The 16,256-nt window shown below is 69.3% G+C and carries 17 protein-coding genes; 3 read left to right on the top strand and 14 right to left on the bottom strand.

The window, feature by feature from the left end; all coding sequences use genetic code 11:
* Positions 1-7 precede the first annotated feature (7 nt).
* The 4 genes from ABZT06_RS24155 to ABZT06_RS24170 all read right to left on the bottom strand — a co-directional run bounded on the left by ABZT06_RS24155 (position 8) and on the right by ABZT06_RS24170 (position 4,916).
* Positions 8-1,864, bottom strand: coding sequence for a phosphotransferase (locus tag ABZT06_RS24155; protein ID WP_355744406.1), 1,857 nt, complete (start codon positions 1,862-1,864; stop codon positions 8-10).
* Between the two features lie 413 nt (positions 1,865-2,277).
* A complete protein-coding gene (locus tag ABZT06_RS24160; protein ID WP_355744409.1) occupies positions 2,278-3,165 on the bottom strand; it encodes a GntR family transcriptional regulator in 888 nt (295 codons plus the stop codon).
* Positions 3,166-3,306: 141 nt separating this feature from the next.
* A complete protein-coding gene (locus tag ABZT06_RS24165) occupies positions 3,307-4,089 on the bottom strand; it encodes an HAD family hydrolase (protein ID WP_355744412.1) in 783 nt (260 codons plus the stop codon).
* The gene (locus ABZT06_RS24170; protein WP_355744415.1) at positions 4,038-4,916 is read right to left on the bottom strand and encodes a GntR family transcriptional regulator; all 879 of its coding nucleotides are present in this window, start codon (positions 4,914-4,916) and stop codon (positions 4,038-4,040) included. The genes ABZT06_RS24165 and ABZT06_RS24170 overlap by 52 nt, the downstream gene beginning before the upstream one ends.
* Before the next feature lie 168 nt (positions 4,917-5,084).
* On the opposite strand from ABZT06_RS24170, the gene ABZT06_RS24175 reads away from it, so the two are divergent.
* The gene (locus ABZT06_RS24175; protein WP_053851924.1) at positions 5,085-5,273 is read left to right on the top strand and encodes a hypothetical protein; all 189 of its coding nucleotides are present in this window, start codon (positions 5,085-5,087) and stop codon (positions 5,271-5,273) included.
* A gap of 35 nt (positions 5,274-5,308) precedes the next feature.
* On the opposite strand, the gene ABZT06_RS24180 is transcribed toward ABZT06_RS24175, so the two are convergent.
* Complete coding sequence (locus ABZT06_RS24180; RefSeq protein ID WP_355744418.1) at positions 5,309-6,223, bottom strand: GntR family transcriptional regulator; 915 nt, start codon at positions 6,221-6,223, stop codon at positions 5,309-5,311.
* Between the two features lie 184 nt (positions 6,224-6,407).
* On the opposite strand from ABZT06_RS24180, the gene ABZT06_RS24185 reads away from it, so the two are divergent.
* Positions 6,408-6,593 carry a hypothetical protein gene (locus ABZT06_RS24185; RefSeq protein WP_355744421.1) on the top strand — a complete coding sequence of 62 codons (186 nt, stop codon included), beginning with the start codon at positions 6,408-6,410 and terminating at the stop codon, positions 6,591-6,593.
* Positions 6,594-6,800: 207 nt separating this feature from the next.
* On the opposite strand, the gene ABZT06_RS24190 is transcribed toward ABZT06_RS24185, so the two are convergent.
* Both ABZT06_RS24190 and ABZT06_RS24195 read right to left on the bottom strand, forming a co-directional pair.
* Positions 6,801-8,051 (bottom strand): GNAT family N-acetyltransferase, encoded by a 1,251-nt coding sequence (locus ABZT06_RS24190; protein ID WP_355744424.1) that lies wholly within the window; start codon positions 8,049-8,051, stop codon positions 6,801-6,803.
* Positions 8,052-8,120: 69 nt separating this feature from the next.
* On the bottom strand, positions 8,121-8,744 hold the full coding sequence (locus tag ABZT06_RS24195; protein ID WP_355744427.1) for an aerial mycelium formation protein: 624 nt from the start codon (positions 8,742-8,744) through the stop codon (positions 8,121-8,123).
* Between the two features lie 169 nt (positions 8,745-8,913).
* On the opposite strand from ABZT06_RS24195, the gene dtd reads away from it, so the two are divergent.
* The gene (gene dtd, locus ABZT06_RS24200; RefSeq protein ID WP_355744430.1) at positions 8,914-9,339 is read left to right on the top strand and encodes a D-aminoacyl-tRNA deacylase; all 426 of its coding nucleotides are present in this window, start codon (positions 8,914-8,916) and stop codon (positions 9,337-9,339) included.
* Positions 9,340-9,364: 25 nt separating this feature from the next.
* Here the strand turns inward: dtd and ABZT06_RS24205 are convergent, their stop codons facing one another.
* The 7 genes from ABZT06_RS24205 to ABZT06_RS24235 all read right to left on the bottom strand — a co-directional run bounded on the left by ABZT06_RS24205 (position 9,365) and on the right by ABZT06_RS24235 (position 15,796).
* On the bottom strand, positions 9,365-10,330 hold the full coding sequence (locus ABZT06_RS24205; RefSeq protein WP_355744433.1) for a folate-binding protein: 966 nt from the start codon (positions 10,328-10,330) through the stop codon (positions 9,365-9,367).
* A 10-nt stretch (positions 10,331-10,340) separates the two neighbouring features.
* Positions 10,341-10,778 carry a transcriptional repressor gene (locus ABZT06_RS24210; protein ID WP_355744436.1) on the bottom strand — a complete coding sequence of 146 codons (438 nt, stop codon included), beginning with the start codon at positions 10,776-10,778 and terminating at the stop codon, positions 10,341-10,343.
* 32 nt (positions 10,779-10,810) lie between these two features.
* Complete coding sequence (locus ABZT06_RS24215) at positions 10,811-11,491, bottom strand: restriction endonuclease subunit S (RefSeq protein ID WP_355744438.1); 681 nt, start codon at positions 11,489-11,491, stop codon at positions 10,811-10,813.
* Positions 11,488-13,086, bottom strand: a complete 1,599-nt coding sequence (locus tag ABZT06_RS24220; protein WP_355744440.1) for an N-6 DNA methylase — start codon at positions 13,084-13,086, stop codon at positions 11,488-11,490. The genes ABZT06_RS24215 and ABZT06_RS24220 overlap by 4 nt, the downstream gene beginning before the upstream one ends.
* A gap of 14 nt (positions 13,087-13,100) precedes the next feature.
* Positions 13,101-13,769: a hypothetical protein gene (locus ABZT06_RS24225; protein WP_355744443.1), complete on the bottom strand. Its 669-nt coding sequence runs from the start codon at positions 13,767-13,769 to the stop codon at positions 13,101-13,103.
* 292 nt (positions 13,770-14,061) lie between these two features.
* On the bottom strand, positions 14,062-14,637 hold the full coding sequence (locus ABZT06_RS24230) for an FABP family protein (protein ID WP_355744446.1): 576 nt from the start codon (positions 14,635-14,637) through the stop codon (positions 14,062-14,064).
* A 214-nt stretch (positions 14,638-14,851) separates the two neighbouring features.
* Positions 14,852-15,796 (bottom strand): hypothetical protein, encoded by a 945-nt coding sequence (locus ABZT06_RS24235; protein WP_355744656.1) that lies wholly within the window; start codon positions 15,794-15,796, stop codon positions 14,852-14,854.
* Between the last annotated feature and the right edge of the window lie 460 nt (positions 15,797-16,256).

Raw genomic sequence — 16,256 nt, forward strand, 5'->3', positions numbered from 1 at the left:
TCGGGAGTCAGGACGCCTTGAGTGAGGCGGGCGCCTTCGGAACGGCCCGCCTGCGCAGTCCCAGAGAGCCCTTGGCGGCGGACAGGGTCATCTCGTACGTGTCGACGGCCCGCCGTACGTTCGGCGTGCTCAGTGCGGCCCCCGTCGTCATCCGGTCCAGGTCGACGTAGGCCGAGCGGATCTGCTCGATCCAGCGGTAGACGCGCCAGTCCCGATCCCACCCCACGACACACCCGGCAGGAAGCTTCCTGCTCCAGCGGTCGAACATGCGCATCCGCATCTCCGTCCGCGTCGGCGTCAGGTGCAGATGGCGTACGAGGTCGTACAGGGGATCGCCGATCATCCCCATCTCCCAGTCGATGATCGTCAGCCCGCCCCGGCGCCCGGCCCGCACGAGATTCCAGGGGTTGAGATCGCCGTGCAGCAGAACGGGGGTGCGCTCGGTCACCTCGTAGCGGCCGAGGATCTGCCGGAGCAGGTCGTCGTCCGGCAGGCCCCGCTGGTTGGCGGCCCGCAGAGTCTCGGCGGGAAGAGCGGCGACGAAGTCGGCGAGCCGTTCGGCCAGCCAGCGGTAGAAGCCCCCCTCCGGCTCGTCGGACGGCAGGGACGAGTGATCCACCGTCGCGAGCGCGGCGAGTTCGTCGACGAGTTCATCCGCCTCGGCGGGCAGCAGCCCGTTCACGGGATGCTGCGGAGCCCGGCCGTCGGGACCCTCGTACGTGTGGATCGCGACGTGGCGCCCGCGGTCGTCGTACCCCAGCGCCAGGATGCGCGGCGCCCGGACCCGCACGCCGAACTCCTCGATCACCTGCAGTACGGCGTGTTCGGGGAGGAGCCCCTGCTCACGGCGCGGAGCCGCCGCGGTTTCGCGACGGACCACCACGGGGTCCGGGTAGCCCTCGAGACGGACGACAGTGTTGAGGTGAGCCGTCCCGCGGAAGACATGGTCGGCGGGGGCGAGGCCCTCCACCGCCAAGGCGCTGCGCACCAGGCTCAGCGGAAAGTCCTCCCGCTCGGCGACTCGTTCGTCGCACCGCCACTGGAACAGCGTGTCCGGCACCCGCTCGGCCTCCCGCGCGAGGCGCGCGGCCTGCCATCGGAACAGGGCGTCCGCGATCTCCTTCTCGGGCGGGACCTCGGACATGTCGAGCAGGCCGGCGGCACGCTGCAGAGCCGTAGCGATATCGGCGGCCGCCGCCAGCAGTGGGCGGTCCTCGACCGAGTCACCGAGAGACTTCGCCGCGCGGATCACCTCGTCGTACGCGGCGTGGATGCGCTCGAAGTCGACGTAGTACGGGAGGTCGCGACCGAGACCGCTGACGGCCAGGGGCCTGGTGCGCCGCATCTCGTCCGCCCACGCCTGGACGACCTCGTCCACCTGCTCCTCGGGGTAACGCATCCGCACCACGTGACCGGCGAGACCGTGCAGCGGGTCACCGTACGAGGCCGAGGTCCAGTCGAGACCGGCTGTCGCGAGCTTGGGGCCCTCCAGGACGGTGACGTTGTCCCGGGCAAGGTTCGTGAGCAGGAGACCGTAGGGCCGGCGGGACATGGCGGGAACCTGCTCGGCGAACCGGACCAGCCTGTCACCCGGCACACCCAGTACGGCGAACAGCCCACCAATCGCAGTCCAGCTGGGGTCGAGCATCCGCCGCTTGGCGTGACGCACGAGGGTGTCCAGATAGGCCCTGCTGTCCCTCTCGTTGCGCGACCACTCGGCGGGCAGCGCGGGCAGGGCCTCTTTGCGGACAAGCGTCAGCTGTGCGAGAAACCGGGCCAGCGCGCCGACGGCCACGGAGTCGACGGGCTTGCCGGCGGGACAGCTCTCGGCCAGTCCTTCGCCCCCTGTGCCGGGGGATTCCACCAGTACTCCTGTGAAGATCTCTCGGACATACCCATTCCGGCGAAACGCCGAAAGAACGGCATCCCGGACTTCGCCCCCGCGGTCAGGCCAAGCCCCGATCGGCACCCGTGCTCCTGAAACGCTAGTTGTAGAAATCGAAAGCAGTGCGCATCTGAGAAAATTGATGCACACGATAGCGGCTTGCGCCCCTCCACATGGCCGAGATGCGTCCTTTGGAGCGAGATCTGTCGGACATGTCTGTGAGGTGCCGGAGTTCTTAACGCCCGCGTGCCCACTTCGTTACGTCGCCGGCAGTGACCACGTCGAGTCGAACGACGACGTCCAGAGTGGTTCCGTCGTCGAGTTGTCGGCGAGCAGGGCGCTCTTCACTTCCCAGGACTTCCGGCCGCCTCCATCGGTCCAGCTCCCGATGCTCACCCGCGGTCGTACCGGTGCCAGCAGGAGTCGAACCACTCCTGCCAGCTCTGCATGAACACGGAGCCGACGGCGTTGGGGTCACCCTCCTCATCGACGAGGTGTATCAAGGTCGAGCCCAGTCCCAGCACATCCCAGGCGTCGATCTCTGTGTCGTCGTCCATCAGGATCGTGCGCGCCACGATCTTGTACGGCCCGATCAGCCCCTCGACTCCACGGCGCAGATACAGCTTGTGCGTCGGCACGAGGGGCACCTCACGGACGAGCACCTCGACATCGGGCACCAGTCCGTCCGTCTTGAGGTTGCGCACTGCATCGCGCAGGCAGGAGGTGTGCCTCCGAATGATCTCCCGTGTCCGTGCCTGCAGGATCCGGTCCAGTTCCTGCGCTTCGGAGGCGGGGGAGTCCCGCGACGTCCTGGCCCGCGGATACGGCAGCTCGGTCGTGTCGGAAGGCAGCAGTATCCGGAGCGTGATGCGCTCCGGTGCGGCGATCTGTCGGTTGCGGATCTTCTCGGCCTGGAGCCGCATGTGGGTGTCGAGGCTCTCCGACGTGAACGTGAAGACGTCCAGTTCCACGACTCGTCGGGCAAAGGCACGGTCGACGAAGGGCCCGAGCGCTGTACGGCCAGGGGACACCTTCGACTGCGTTGTCACGTGAGGGGGAAGCCTCACCCGGACCTTCGAGCCGCTGCCCTGTCGGGACTCGATCAGGCCCTCGGACGTCAGCTCCTTGAGGACATGCTGGATCGTGTCGCGCGAGACCTCGAACTCCTCGGCGAGCGCACGCTGCGGGGGCAGGTTGCAGCCCACTGGATACTCGCTGACGGCGATACGGGACCGCAGCGTTGCCAGGATCGTGGGTCCCTTGCCGCGTTCTTCGCGCACATCGCGACCGTACCTTCCTCATCGGTCACGAAACCCATCAAGCAGTCAGAGGCAACCAGTTCTGCAACAAGCAGTCCCATGGGACCGCAAGCTGCTCAGGCCCATCGAAGTGGACGGGGAGATGAGGGCTCTGTGGATCGGTCATGTGCTGCGCAAGGCGTTCAGCACCTGCGCCATCGAGCCCACAACGACCTCGGCGCCCGCTTCCTTCAGAATCTGTTCCCTGCCCTTATTACGCGCGTAGCCCAGGAACGCGACCCCGGCCCGCTGCGCTGCCTCGAGGTCTGTGGGAGTGTCACCGATCATCAAAGTGGTCGAGGGCACAGCCCCCATGGCCTTGATGGCCTGTTCCAGGCAGTACGGGTTCGGCTTCATCAGGTCGAGGTTCGGCGTACGGCCGTAGACATAAGGAAAACAGTCCGTCAGTTGACGGCTCTCGACATACGACGATGCCGCGACCGCCGCGTTGTTGGTCGTGATCGCAAACCTGACGCCGTATGACCACCACGTCCTGATCAACGGATCCGCATACGGCGTGGGCATCGCCGTGGCAACAGCCGTCAGTTCGCGCCGAGTCAGCCACTCCTCCAACTCGAGAACCAGGTCACTTCCCCGGTGTCGTTCATGAACACCACGCAGGGCTTCCTGGGGGTCGTTGCTGATTCGTTCCTGCTCGGTCAGCAGTCCGCCCATGCCCAACTGGTCGATCTTGTGGATCAGCTCACCGGCTATCTGGTGCGCCGGATACCCCGAGAACAACTGGCAGATCGGCCCGTCCATGTCCCAGAGCACATACCGAGCGGAGGCGACCAGTGATGCGAGTCGTGCTGTCTCTGCTGTCACTGGTTCAGTGTGCGTCGTCTCAGGAGTCACTAGGAGAGTGTCAGGTCCGTCGTGATGGTTGCCCAGAGGGCGTCGAACCACTTCTGGGACTGCTCCACGAACGCGGCGTCGCGTTGGCCGGCGTTCTTGTCGAAGGAGAAGAGCAGGGACTCCGTGCCGAGGACGTCGTACATGTCGAGCATTCCCGCGTCGGTGGCCTCCTCCCGGCGCGCGACCATGTAGTACGCGATCAACGCCTCCACGCCGTTGAGCAGGTACAGCTTCACCGGCGGCGTGAACGGCAGCGCGCGGAACGTGACCTTGACGTCGATCCCGTGGGACGAGCGCAGGGAACGGAGGTTGTGGCGCAGGACGTGACCCTGGGCGTTGCGCATCTCCAGCCAGCGCTGGTGGACCGGGTTGTCGTCGTCCGGGGTCTCCACCGGGACCGGGAAGGCGAGGTTGATGTCCCTGGAGGGCAGCAGGATGCGGACGTCGATGGAATCGGGGTGGATCCGGCCCTCGTGGATGAGGCGGACCGGCTCGCTCAGGGCCACCATCAGCGTCTCCGCCGTCAGGCAGGCCGCGTCGATCCGGACCTGCGGGCTGGCGAACGCCTCGGCCAGGCGGGGCGCCAGGGCCACCATTGTCGGCTGCGGCCCCCCCTGAGTGACCGGCACCTCCGCGATCCGCGGCGGGCTCCCCTTGCTCACGTTGCTGAGCAACCCGTCCTCCTGCAGTGCGCGCAGCGCCTGGCGGACCGCGCCCCGTTCCACCCCGAACTCCTCGGCGAGTTCGGCCTGCGTGGGGAGGCGGTCTCCGGCCTTGAGGTCACCCGTGCGGATGCGTTCCCGCAGGGTGTCGGCGATTTCCTGGGGCGAGAAGCTTCTGCTGCCGTTCACTGCCACGTTCTCCTGGGTCACGACCAAACGTTACAACTCCAATCCATCTATGGGGAGTTGTTCCGAAGTTGTTTATCAACTGCCACCAAGTGGGGACAACATAGTTAGAGTTGGTTGCCAACTTGGTTGAGTTGGTGGACGCTTTGCCTCCGCACTGCCCGCCTCGCCCGCCCGATGCCCGAAGGGGGAACCACCATGCCGGCCCTCGCCCTCCTCTCCGCCGTCTTCGTCGTCGGCGTCGAACAGACCCTGCAATGGAAGTACGGTGCCAGCGGCATCATCGGGATGCTCCTGCTCACCATCGGCATCAAGGCCAAGAACCCCGCGATCAGTTCGACCGGGGCCGTGGTGCTCGCTCTGCTGGTCGCAGGGCCTGCCCTATGACCCGAGCACACCGGGATCCACCCCTGTGGGAGACCTCAGTTCGTGAGCGCGAGCTCCGAACTGATCGTCTCCCACAGTGCGTTGAACCACAGGTGGGACTGCTCCACGAACGTGGTGTCCCGCAGGCCGGCCCCCTGCTCGAAGGCGAACAGCATCGACTGAGTGCCCTCGGAGTCGTACAACTCCATGTACTCGTCGTCGATCTCCTCCTTGCGGCGGGTCAGCGTGTAGTACGCGAAGAGCGCCTCCGTGCCGTTCAGCAGGTACAGCTTCACCGGTGGCGTGAAGGGCAGGGCGCGGAAGGAGACGCGGACGTCGATGCCATGCGTGGCCCGCAGGGCCAGGAGGTTGTGCTGGAGGACCTGCCCCTGTGCGTTGCGATGGGCCAGCCAGCGCTCGTGGACCGGGTCGCCGTCGCGGCCGTCCACCCGCACCGGGAAGGCGAGGTCGACGTCCCGGCCCGGCAGCAGGACACGGACGTCGATCTTGGCCGGATTCAGTCGTCCGGCGTGGATCTCACGCAGCCCCTCCCCGATGGCGAGGTTGAGGGAGACCGACGTCAGGCACAGGGCGTCTATCTCGACGTGCGGGGCGGCGAAGGCGGCGGCGATCCGGGGGCCGAGGGTGACCATCGTGGGCTGCGGCGCGGCCCCGGCGCCGGCGATCGCCCTGCTGAGCCCCAGGTCGGGGGCGACGGTCGCCGGACTTCCCTTGGAGACGTTGGTGAGCAGGCGTTCCGTCTGCAGCAGGTACAGCGCCTGCCGTACGACCCCCCGCTCGACGCCGAACTCGTCGGCAAGCCGCGCCTGGGTGGGCATGCGCTGACCTGCCCGCAGCGTGCCGGACCGGATCCGGGCGCGGAGCTCGTCGGCCACCTCGCGATGTGTCCTCTGTGGCCGCTGCGACCTCTTCCGTCCATTGACGGAGGCGTGTTTCGGGTCCACGACCAAACACTACAACTTCCCGCCATCTTTGGGCAGTTCACTGGAAGGTGGTTATGAGACGCATCCAAGCGGAGATAAGTACAGTGAAGTTGGTCGCCAACTTGGTCAACCTTGAGAAACATGGTCAAAGCTTCACAGGGTTGGCCACCTCGGCGGTCGACAGGAGCCACCGTCCCGAAGGGGGACCGTCATGCCGTTCATCGCTGTCGCCATCGCCTCCCTCGCTGTCGGCTTCGAAGCGCTCGTCCAGTGGAAGTGGGGCGCGATGGGCATCATCGCGCTCCTCGCGCTGACCATCGGTGTCAAGTCGAAGAACGTCGCGATCGGCGGCATCGGAGCGGTCATCCTCGTGATGCTGCTCGCCCAGTCCGGATGACGCCCGCCCGCCGGGCCAGGATCCGGCTGACCGGGCTCCCCCCTGGAGGGGAGCCGGGAGCCCGGTCGGTCTGCACAGCCACAACTGAACACCGACAACTGAACAGCGGCGTCAGCCGCACACACCCGCACAGCCACAACTGAACAGCTCGCTACGGATGCGAAAGCACCACCGGAACACCGTCCACCGTCCCGCCGGAAAGGAGCGTCAGAACATGTCCGGGCACCACGGCCGCCTGGACGTACGCAGCAGGGCGTCGGCCCCCCGGCCGGCGCCCACTCGTTCTTCCCGCACCCGCCCCAGCGCCGCGAGCCGCACCGCCGACTCGTCCCCGAGCCACAGCGTCGCCAACTCCCGCACGTCCAGCGTGAGATCGGCGCTCCGGGTGGTCGTCGTACAGGACGCCCCGTCGGGCGAGGCGTCCAGCCGATAGCGGCCACCGGCCGTCCCGGACCCGTCCACGACCTCCAGCACCAGTGCCCCCTCGCCTTCGTACGTCCGCGCCTCCAGAGCCCGTACGACATCCAGGATCCGCACCCACAGCCAGTCCGCGTGCATGGTGATCCCGGCCGCCGGGGGGTTCGGCAGGAGGTGCGGGAGCAGGTCGTCGGGGGCCCGCCAGCCGCTCTTGACCCGCATGACCCAGTCGATCGAGCACAGGTAGTGCCACAGCGCGCGCTCGGCGGCCGGGGTCGAGGCGATCAGGCTCCGCACGCTCGCCGTGTTCGACGGCTGCATGGTGTCGGCCCACTTGTCGGTGACGTCGTACGCCATCAGCCCCTCGACCGTGCCGTCCGCCGACCGGTACACCGCGAAGAACGGCTCGGTCCACGCCGGGTCGGTGCGCACGGCACCCGTGTTCAGCCGCCACCACCAGTCGTCCCGGCTGATCGCCCCCGGCGTGGCCCGGCGCATCCGGTCGTGCAGCTCGGGACCGAGCTTGCGTACGTCGTCGGGGTCCACCATGTCGATACGGCCGCCGTCCAGATCCGGGCCACGGGGGTCGAGGCCGGAGCGCGGGACGTCGATCGTCCACTCCGTGCCCGAGGTGGCGGGGCCGAAGCCGTAACGACCGTAGATCCGGTACTCGGCGGCGATCAGCGTGGCCAGGACGTCTCCGCGTTCCTTCGCGGCGGCGAGGTCCCGGCTCATCATGCGGGTCAGGAGACCGCGCCGGCGGTGGGTGGCGGTCACGGTGACGGCGGAGATCGCGTCGGCGGCCACGAGTCGTCCCCCGACCGCCGTCACCTCCTGCGCGAAGGAACGGAAGGTCGCCACACAACGGTCCCCGTCGAATGCCCCGATGAACCGGCCGGGCTCGAACTGCCCCCTGCGGGCCTCCAGTTCCGCCGCCGTCACGACGGGCTCCCGCAGGAATCCGGCCCGCACGGCACGCAGCCACTCCGGGTACTCGGCCTCGGTGATCGGGCGGACGTCTATGTCGGCGGGGGCACTCATGGGGCCACGGTAGGCGGGCGGGGTGGGGGTGTCGCGCTGTTTTCCGCACCCCGGACGGCCGCACGGTTGCTAGGTCAGCAGGTCCTCCACCTGCGCCTCACCCTCCCGGTACCGCCGGGCGATCTCCCCGCTGCATTCGTCCGCCGTGCGCTGCAGCCGCTGCCGGCGCCCCGACACCTGCTGCTCGTACCGCACGAGCCGGCCCATCGCGGTGCTCAGTTCCAGGTCGGTCCGCGCGCAGAGGTCCGAGAGCTCGACCTCGGCGAGCATCTCGGCGGCCAGCAGCCGGTACTCCTCGCTGTGCGGGGTGCCCAGCCTGACGTGGCGGGCCGAGGAGCGGTGGCGGGCCGGGGCGTCGGTGAGGATCTCCGGGAGCCGCTCGAAGACCGAGGCCTCCGGAAGCCGCTCGGGCACCGAGCCCGTCGGGGACCGGCGGAGCAGCTCCGCGCGGAGGATGTCGATACGGCCCTGCAGCAGCCGTCGGAGGTAGCTGAGGTCGGCCTCGTCCCGCTGGGCGTCCCGGCGCAGGATGCGCAGTTCGGGCAGGCTCAGCGTGGCGAGGTCCTGTTCGGGTGGATCGGAGGGCAGCAGGGGGCTGTCCGTACGCTGCGTGGGCGGCCGGGGTGGTTCCGGCTCCGCCCTGTGGGCAACGCGGACGGGCCCGAAGTGCTGCCCGGTACTCGGTGTGCTCATGCGCCTCTACCGTCCCCTCGACCGGCGTGTGCAAGCATCGTGCCACCCCAAGTGGCCGCTATGTGACCGAGAGCCCCCGAACGGCCCCGAACGGCCCCAGATGGGGGGTTAAGGATCACATACAAACCCGAACACGGCCCCTTCTCGCGGGACCGGCATGATGGGGCGCATGCGTGCAGTGGTGCAGAGGGTGGACGGCGCGAGCGTCGTCGTCGACGGTGAGACGGTCGGGGGGATCGACGGCGAGGGACTGTGCGTCCTCGTCGGGGTCACTCACGAGGACACCAAGGAGAAGGCGGCCCAACTGGCCCGCAAACTCTGGTCGGTGCGGATGCTGCACGACGAGAAGTCGTGCAGTGACATCGACGCCCCGCTGCTGGTGATCAGCCAGTTCACCCTGTACGGCGACGCCCGCAAGGGCCGCCGCCCCACCTGGAACGCCGCCGCCCCCGGCGACATCGCCGAGCCCCTCGTCGACGAGGTCGTCGCCCAGCTCCGTGCCCTGGGCGCGACGGTGGCCACCGGGCGCTTCGGTGCGCAGATGCGGGTGTCCCTGACGAACGACGGCCCGTTCACGGTCCTGCTGGAGATGTGAGCCCCCGACTCCACCGGGTGAGGTCCTAGGGCTCGACGACGACCTCCTGGGCGGCCGCCGTGCTGTCGGCCATCAGCCGCGCGTCCAGGGGGACGTTCCGCTTGACCAGGGCGAGCGCGACCGGGCCGAGCTCGTGGTGCCGTACGGACGTCGTCACGAAACCGATCTTGCGGCCGTCGGGCCCCTCGTCCGCGAGCCGAATGTCGGCGCCGGCGGGCGGCAGGTGCACCTCGCTGCCGTCCAGGTGCAGGAAGACCAGGCGGCGGGGGGGCTTGCCGAGGTTCTGCACGCGGGCGACGGTCTCCTGCCCGCGGTAGCAGCCCTTCTGGAGGTGCACCGCGGTGCCGATCCAGCCCAGCTCGTGCGGGATGGTGCGGTGGTCGGTCTCGAAGCCGAGGCGGGGGCGGTGGTGCTCGACGCGCAGCGCCTCGTAGGCGAGCAGACCGGCCGCGGGACCGGACTTCTCGGCGTACGACTCCAGGTCCGCACGCGGCAGGAACAGATCACGGCCGTACGGCGTCTCGCGTACGACGACCCACTGCGGCACCTCGGCGATGGAACCGGCGGGAAGGTGGACGATCGCGAACTCGTCCGTGCGGTCGGCGACCTCGACCCGGTTGAAGAACTTCATCGACTCCAGGTACGCGATCAGCGCGCCCTGGGTGCCGGGTTCGACGTGCGCCCAGACGGTCGTGCCGTCGTCGACGAGATACAGCGCGTGCTCGATGTGCCCGTGCGCGGAGAGGATGAGGGCCTCGGTGGCCTGGCCCGTGGGCAGGTCGCTGACGTGCTGGGTGAGCAGCAGGTGCAGCCAGCTCAGGCGGTCCTCGCCGGTGACGGACACGACCCCGCGGTGCGAGAGGTCGACGAATCCGGTGCCTTCGGCGAGGGCACGCTGCTCGCGGAACAGGTCGCCGTAGTGCGCGGCGACGCTTTCGTCCACGCCCTCGGCGGGGACGGCGCCGGGCAGGGACAGCAGGGGGCTCTTCATATGACCAAGCCTACGACTCGGTAGTTGAAGCCTTGAGAGAGCAGTCCTTGCAGCGGCCGAAGATCGCGAAGTGCTTCATGTCGGTCTCGAAGCCGAACTCCTGCCGGAGCTTCGCGGTGAAGTCGGCGGCCACCTTGACGTCCGCCTCGATGACGTTCTGGCAGTCGCGGCAGACCAGGTGGATGTGGTGGTGGCGGTCGGCGAGGTGGTACGTCGGCGCCCCGTGCCCGAGATGGGCGTGGCTGACCAGCCCGAGTTCCTCCAGGAGCTCCAGGGTCCGGTAGACCGTGGAAATGTTGACCCCCGACGCCGTCTTCTTCACTTCCGTGAGGATGTCGTCGGGGGTCGCGTGCTCCAGGGTGTCCACAGCTTCGAGGACAAGCTGGCGCTGCGGCGTCAGCCGGTAGCCGCGCTGCCTGAGGTCGCTCTTCCAGTCGGTGCTCACCACGTGGCCCAGTGTAGGACCGGTGCGGGAGGGGATCACGGCTCGGCCGCCAGCGCACCGGTCAGCAGCGCCTCGGCCAACACGTCCCGGTACTCGCCCGTCGCTTGGACGAGCTCGGAGTGCGCCCGGATCTTGTCGTCGAGCGCCGCGAGGGTCGCGCCGATGGTCCGCTGCTCGGCGGCCGGCGGGAGCGGCACGGGCAGTTCGCCCAGCGTCCGGATACTCACGGAGGGAATCACCGCACCGGCCGCCCGCGTGTCCATCCAGGCCTGAGCGCTGCGAGAGCTCAGGTAGGCCGCGAGGTACGCGGGCTGCGCGGCACCGTCGTCGGGGAGCCGGAGCCTGACCAGGTTGGGGTGGAAGAGCCAGCCGTCGTGCTCCCCGGTCACGAGGGCGACGCGGCCGACCGTGCCGGTACGGGTGAGGAGGATGTCCCCCGCCGTCAGCAGGTACTGCTCACGCGCCCGCGCCCGCGCCCAGGACATGGCGGGTACGGCGGCCGGGTCTGCGACGGAGACGATCCGTTGGCCGCGCAGGTCACGCGGAAGGACAATCGGCACCCCGCCGTCCGCCCGGGTGTGCCCCTTGTCCTGTGCGTGTGCCGCCGGGCCGGTCTGGAGTGACACGCAGAGGTCTTTCAGCAGGGTCGGACGCCAGCCGCGGGGCAGGGCGGAACCACCTCGCGGGTCCGCGGGTGGGTGTTCGTTCGCCCTCACAATCCGTACCTCCTGAGGTGCTCGGCCACCGCGTCGTCGGCGGCCCGGGCACGGATGTGCAGTTCTTCGACGTCCTGGGCGATCCGGGCCAGCCGGACCAGTGTGTCCGCCGGGTCGGCAGCGGTCGTGGCGAGTCCGGTGGGCCGTACGTAAAGGGCCGGATCGAGCCGGTGGTGCTGAGCGGCGATCTCGCCGGGGGGCACGGCACGGCTCAGCCCCGCGCTCTGCGCCCCTGCGCGGTCGTAGGAGACGAACTCCTGCACCAGCGCGGCGATGTCATGGTCGGAGAGTGCCTGCCGAGTACGGGTCACGCTGTGCCCGAGGTGCTCACCGTCCACGAACAGCACGTCGTGTGCCGATCCTCGAGGTGCGCGCAGGAACCAGATGTGCGTCTGGATCGCCGTCAGTTCGAACAGCTGCCGAGGCAGCGCCATCACGCACTCGACCACCCCGTCGGCGATCAGGCCTTCCCGGATGTTCCGGGTGGCCCCTTCCTGGAAGGCCGCCCCGGCCGGCATCAGAACCGCGGCCCGCCCCTCGGGAGCGAGGAGGGAGACGACGTACTGGAGCCAGTCGAACTCGGTCCGGCGCGACGGCCCGTATGTCCAGTAGTCGGGGGGTGAGAGGTCGCCGGGGATCTTGCCCCCGAAGGGGGGGTTGGTGATCACCGCGTCGAAACCTCCCCGGTAATGCTGGGAGAGGGCAGGAGTGACCGGACCATCGCCCAGTCCCTTGCCGTCCCCGCCATGCACCAGGATGTTCATGTACGCGATCCGCCGCGCGCGTTCGTGCAGCACCCCGCCAAGGACCCGTCCCCGCCCCGTCCTGTTCCCGCCGTGCGTGGCGACGGTGTCGAGGTAGGCGGTCAGCAGCTCTCCGGTCCGGCAGTACGGGTCGAGAGGCACCGCGCCGGGGGGCGTGACGGCGTGCAGAGCGCCCGCCATGACCCGGCTGACGGACGGCGGGGTGAGGAAGTCCCCGCCTTCCTGTGCTTCGGCGTCGCGCAGGCGGGTGTGAACGAGGTCGAACGCCTGTCGCCCTTCCTCGGCGGAGCCCGGAGGGTTGCGGTCGAGGAGTTCCTGGAGAGCGGTCGTGAGGCCGCGCGGGTACGTCTCCTCACGAAACACGAGGTCCGGGTTCTGTTCCAGCCCGTCCCACGCCGTCCGGTCCTGAGCTCCCCCATCGGGTGTCACGACAGCGACGAAGACATGGTGCAGCAGCCAGTTGAGGTATCTCCGCAACGGCATCGGCCCGCGCATGCGCTCCGCCGCCGGTCCGGTGAGTTCCCTGACCGCCGCGAGCAGTCCCCCGGCCTTCCTCCCGGTCAGTCCGGCCCGGAACCGGTCGCCGTAGGTGGTGCCCACCGGTTCGCCGGGTCGCAGGGCGTTCGCGGGAACGGTCCGCGTGGACAGCCAGGCCAGTACCTCGTCGGCGCGGAAGACCTCCGGCTCCGGACTCTCCTCGGCCCGGGGCGCCGGGGTGGGATAGTCGGGATAGCGCCGCTCCCAGTTACTGACAGCGGGACGTTTCACCCCGGCCAGCCGGGCGATGTCGGGCCTGGAGACGAAGATCCCGGCGAGCTCCTTGTCGATCACGGCGTCTCCCACCTTCAGAACTGAGGCGGCCTGACACCGCGCAGCACATCGCCCCGGTCTGCGAGGACGGCCGGGAACCGGTCCATGGCCTGAACTTCCTTGGCCAGCTCGGGGCTGAGGTAGCCGAGCACGCGGTAGATCTTGGCATGGTCTGCGGCCAGGTGCCGGTGAAAGACCGGCTCGTGATGCATGATCCGGTTACGGAAACGGACCAGCGACAGCAGGCTGTCGTGCAGGTCGGCGCGTCGGCCGGAGTAGCAGGGAAAGGCCTTCCTCGTGGTCGGCACCCAGAATCCGCGGTCGTAACCCCGCGCACCGCTCACCAGGGAGATCCAGAAGCCGAAGGACAGCTCGGCGACGATGTCGTCGGCCGACGCGGGAGCCCTCCCGTCGCGCTCGCCCCTCGCACGCGCCTCATCGATGAGCCTGAGGCCGTTGCGGTTCAGGGGTGCGCTCGCCCACCAGTCCGGCCTGCCGTGCTCGCGTACCAGTACGTCGTGGAGGGCGTTGCGCAGCGTGACCTCGAGGCAGTGCAACGGTCCGAAGAGCGCTGCCGACGCTGCCACGTTCCACCAGTACAGACGCATCGCCACCATGCCGTCACCGCCCGCCGCCGCGAGGTACGCGGCCATACGCGGCTTCGAGAAGGCCTTCAGGAGCCACTCGGGTAGGTCATTGGTCACGATTCCCCCATCACTCGTGCGCTGTGTTAAAGTCATGGGCGTACGCCCTGGGTCCGCCTCTGCTTCGCATGCCGCCCAGAGCACGGCTTCCGGAACCCCGGCCGCAGCGGTATTGCGGCCGGGGTTCCGCGTTTCGTGATGCTGCCGAAACCGCCCCCATGAAGACGTCGCCACTCTAGCCACCACGCGAGTGCACTGCAAGCGCATTGCAGTGCATCTGAAGTTGTTAACCCCTCCGAGGGTGCGAAACAGGGCCCCGCGAGGTCCGCGAGGCCCTGTTAGAACACTTGCTCTACTTGAAGAAGGCGATCCCGTCGTCCGGCATGTCGTCGGGCAGGGCCTTGGCCCAGCGCTCGACCTCCTCCGGGGTGACGACCTTCTTCAGGTGGGCCGACATGTAGGGGCGCAGCTCGACCTCGGGGGTCTGCTTCTCGCCGACCCACATGAGGTCGCTCTTGACGTAGCCGTACAGGCGCTTGCCACCGCTGTACGGCCCCGAGGCGGCCGTGCGCGCGACGGCGTCGGTCACCAGGTCGATCTGGGGCTTCTGGTCGGCCATCTCGCCGTACCAGATCTCGACGACACCGTCGTCGCGGACCATCGTCACCTCGACCTTGCGGTCGGCGTCGATGCGCCAGAAGCCGTGCTCCGACTCCAGCGGGCGGACCTTGTTGCCGTCGTTGTCCAGGACCCAGGTGTGGGACGCGTACTCCAGGAAGTCCCGGCCGTCGTGGCTGAAGGTCACCTCCTGGCCGAAGTTGCACTTCTCCGAGCCCGGGAAGTCGTGCACGCCGGCGCCTGCCCAGTTGCCGAGCAGGAAGGCGAGCGGGACGAGGTCCTTGTGGAGCTCGGACGGGATCTCGATCATGAGTGGCGGTTCCTAGAGGGGGGTCAGCGCTGGCCCTGGTACAGCTTCTTCACGGTCAGTCCGGCGAAGGCGAGAACGCCGACGCAGACCAGGACCAGCAGGGCTTCGAAGAAGATCTCCACGGGGTGCTCCTCGGATGAGCGTGGTGCGGTGCATGTACACGGGCCGGGCCCCAGCTTACGCGGCCGGGGCCCGGGGGACCGTGCGGGTCTCCTCACGCCAGCAGCTGGCTCTGGAGGGTCACGGTCTGCTGGAAGGGGACGGGGTTCGCGGTGCCCTCGCGGGACTGGACGACCAGGGCGAGTACGTCGCCGGCGCTGATGTAGGCGTGGCGGGCCTGTTCCTTGCCGTACGGCTTCGACTCGACGTAGACGGACGCGGTGATGTCCTGGATCCGGGCCGCGTCCGGGAATGCCTCGTCGGAGACGGAGTCGGGGGCGTCGCGCAGTTCGTGACCGGGGCTGCCGTACGGGGCGATGTCCCGGCCGAACAGGTCGTCCACGACGGCCGCGGTGTCGAACTGGAGCAGGTAGATCCGGGTGTGCGTGCCGTCGGGGGTGGTCCAGCCGCGGGCCGCGATGTGCCGTAGGCCGTTCTCGGAGAGCTTGGTCCCGAGCTCGTCGCGGTCCTCCTTCTCGGCGTACTCCGAGAGCAGGTCCTTCGTCGGCAGCCAGCCGTCGGTACCGCTGAGCGCCTTGTCGACGGTCGCCCCTTCGGGCGCGGGCAGCACGAGCGCACGCAGATCGGCGTAGTGGCTGCCGGCCTTGTTCTCCGCGTCGAGCGGCCCGGGACTCCCGGGGGGCAACGGCGCCTTCGTCAGCGTCGGATACACCCACCGCCCGTCCGACACCGTCGCCAGCCCCGGCACGTCCGTCCGCTCCATCCCGGCGATCCCGTACGCGCTCCCGGCACCGAACGCGGCGAAGGTGAGGACAGCGGCGGTCCAGCGGAGGGTCGCCCGGAGGGCTCGGCGATTCCTGGGGGCGGGGTCAGGGGTGAGGGTGGGATCCGGGGCGGCTGCGGGGTCGGGCCCCTGTCCGGGGGCCTGCAGCGTCGCGGCCTCGGGCACGTGCTGCGGCTCGGGGGCGGGCGCGGCTTCCGGCTCGGATGCGGGCTCCGGCTCGGATGCGGGGGCCTGCAGCGCCGTGGCCTCGGGCACGTGCTGCGGCTCGGGGGCCGGCGCGGGTGCGGGCACGGACACCGAGGCGGGTCCGACGGCCGGGACCGGTGTGGGCTCTGACAGGAGCGCCGCCGCGGGCTCCGGCTCGGATACGGGGGCCTGCAGCGCCGCGGCCTCGGGCACGTACTGCGGCTCGGGGGCCGGCGCGGGTGCGGGCACGGACACCGAGGCGGGTCCGGCCGCCGGGACCGGTGAGGGCTCGGACAGGAGCGCCGCCGCGGGCTCCGGCTCGGATGCGGGGACGGGCCCCTGCGTGGGCACGGACGGCTGGTGATCCTGCTCGGTCTCGCCGGGAACGGCAATCTCCGACGCCGAGTTCCCAACCGCCTCGACCTCGCCGACCGGCCCCGGCGCCGTAGGCTGCTCGGTCTCGGCGTGCGGGACGGTCGCCTCGGCCTTCTCGGGACCTGCTGTCGGTTCCGCTGCCGCGGAGCCTGTG

The organism is Streptomyces sp. NPDC005483, from assembly GCF_040606035.1.
GTDB lineage: Bacteria > Actinomycetota > Actinomycetes > Streptomycetales > Streptomycetaceae > Streptomyces.

Bases quoted from the DNA above. Each gene is read 5' to 3' on its own strand.
- ABZT06_RS24175 (WP_053851924.1), top strand. From the start codon at position 5,085: ATGCCGGCCCTCGCCCTCCTCTCCGCCGTCTTCGTCGTCGGCGTCGAA.
- ABZT06_RS24185 (WP_355744421.1), top strand. From the start codon at position 6,408: ATGCCGTTCATCGCTGTCGCCATCGCCTCCCTCGCTGTCGGCTTCGAA.
- ABZT06_RS24190 (WP_355744424.1), bottom strand. From the start codon at position 8,051: ATGAGTGCCCCCGCCGACATAGACGTCCGCCCGATCACCGAGGCCGAG.
- ABZT06_RS24195 (WP_355744427.1), bottom strand. From the start codon at position 8,744: ATGAGCACACCGAGTACCGGGCAGCACTTCGGGCCCGTCCGCGTTGCC.
- dtd (WP_355744430.1), top strand. From the start codon at position 8,914: ATGCGTGCAGTGGTGCAGAGGGTGGACGGCGCGAGCGTCGTCGTCGAC.
- ABZT06_RS24205 (WP_355744433.1), bottom strand. From the start codon at position 10,330: ATGAAGAGCCCCCTGCTGTCCCTGCCCGGCGCCGTCCCCGCCGAGGGC.
- ABZT06_RS24230 (WP_355744446.1), bottom strand. From the start codon at position 14,637: ATGATCGAGATCCCGTCCGAGCTCCACAAGGACCTCGTCCCGCTCGCC.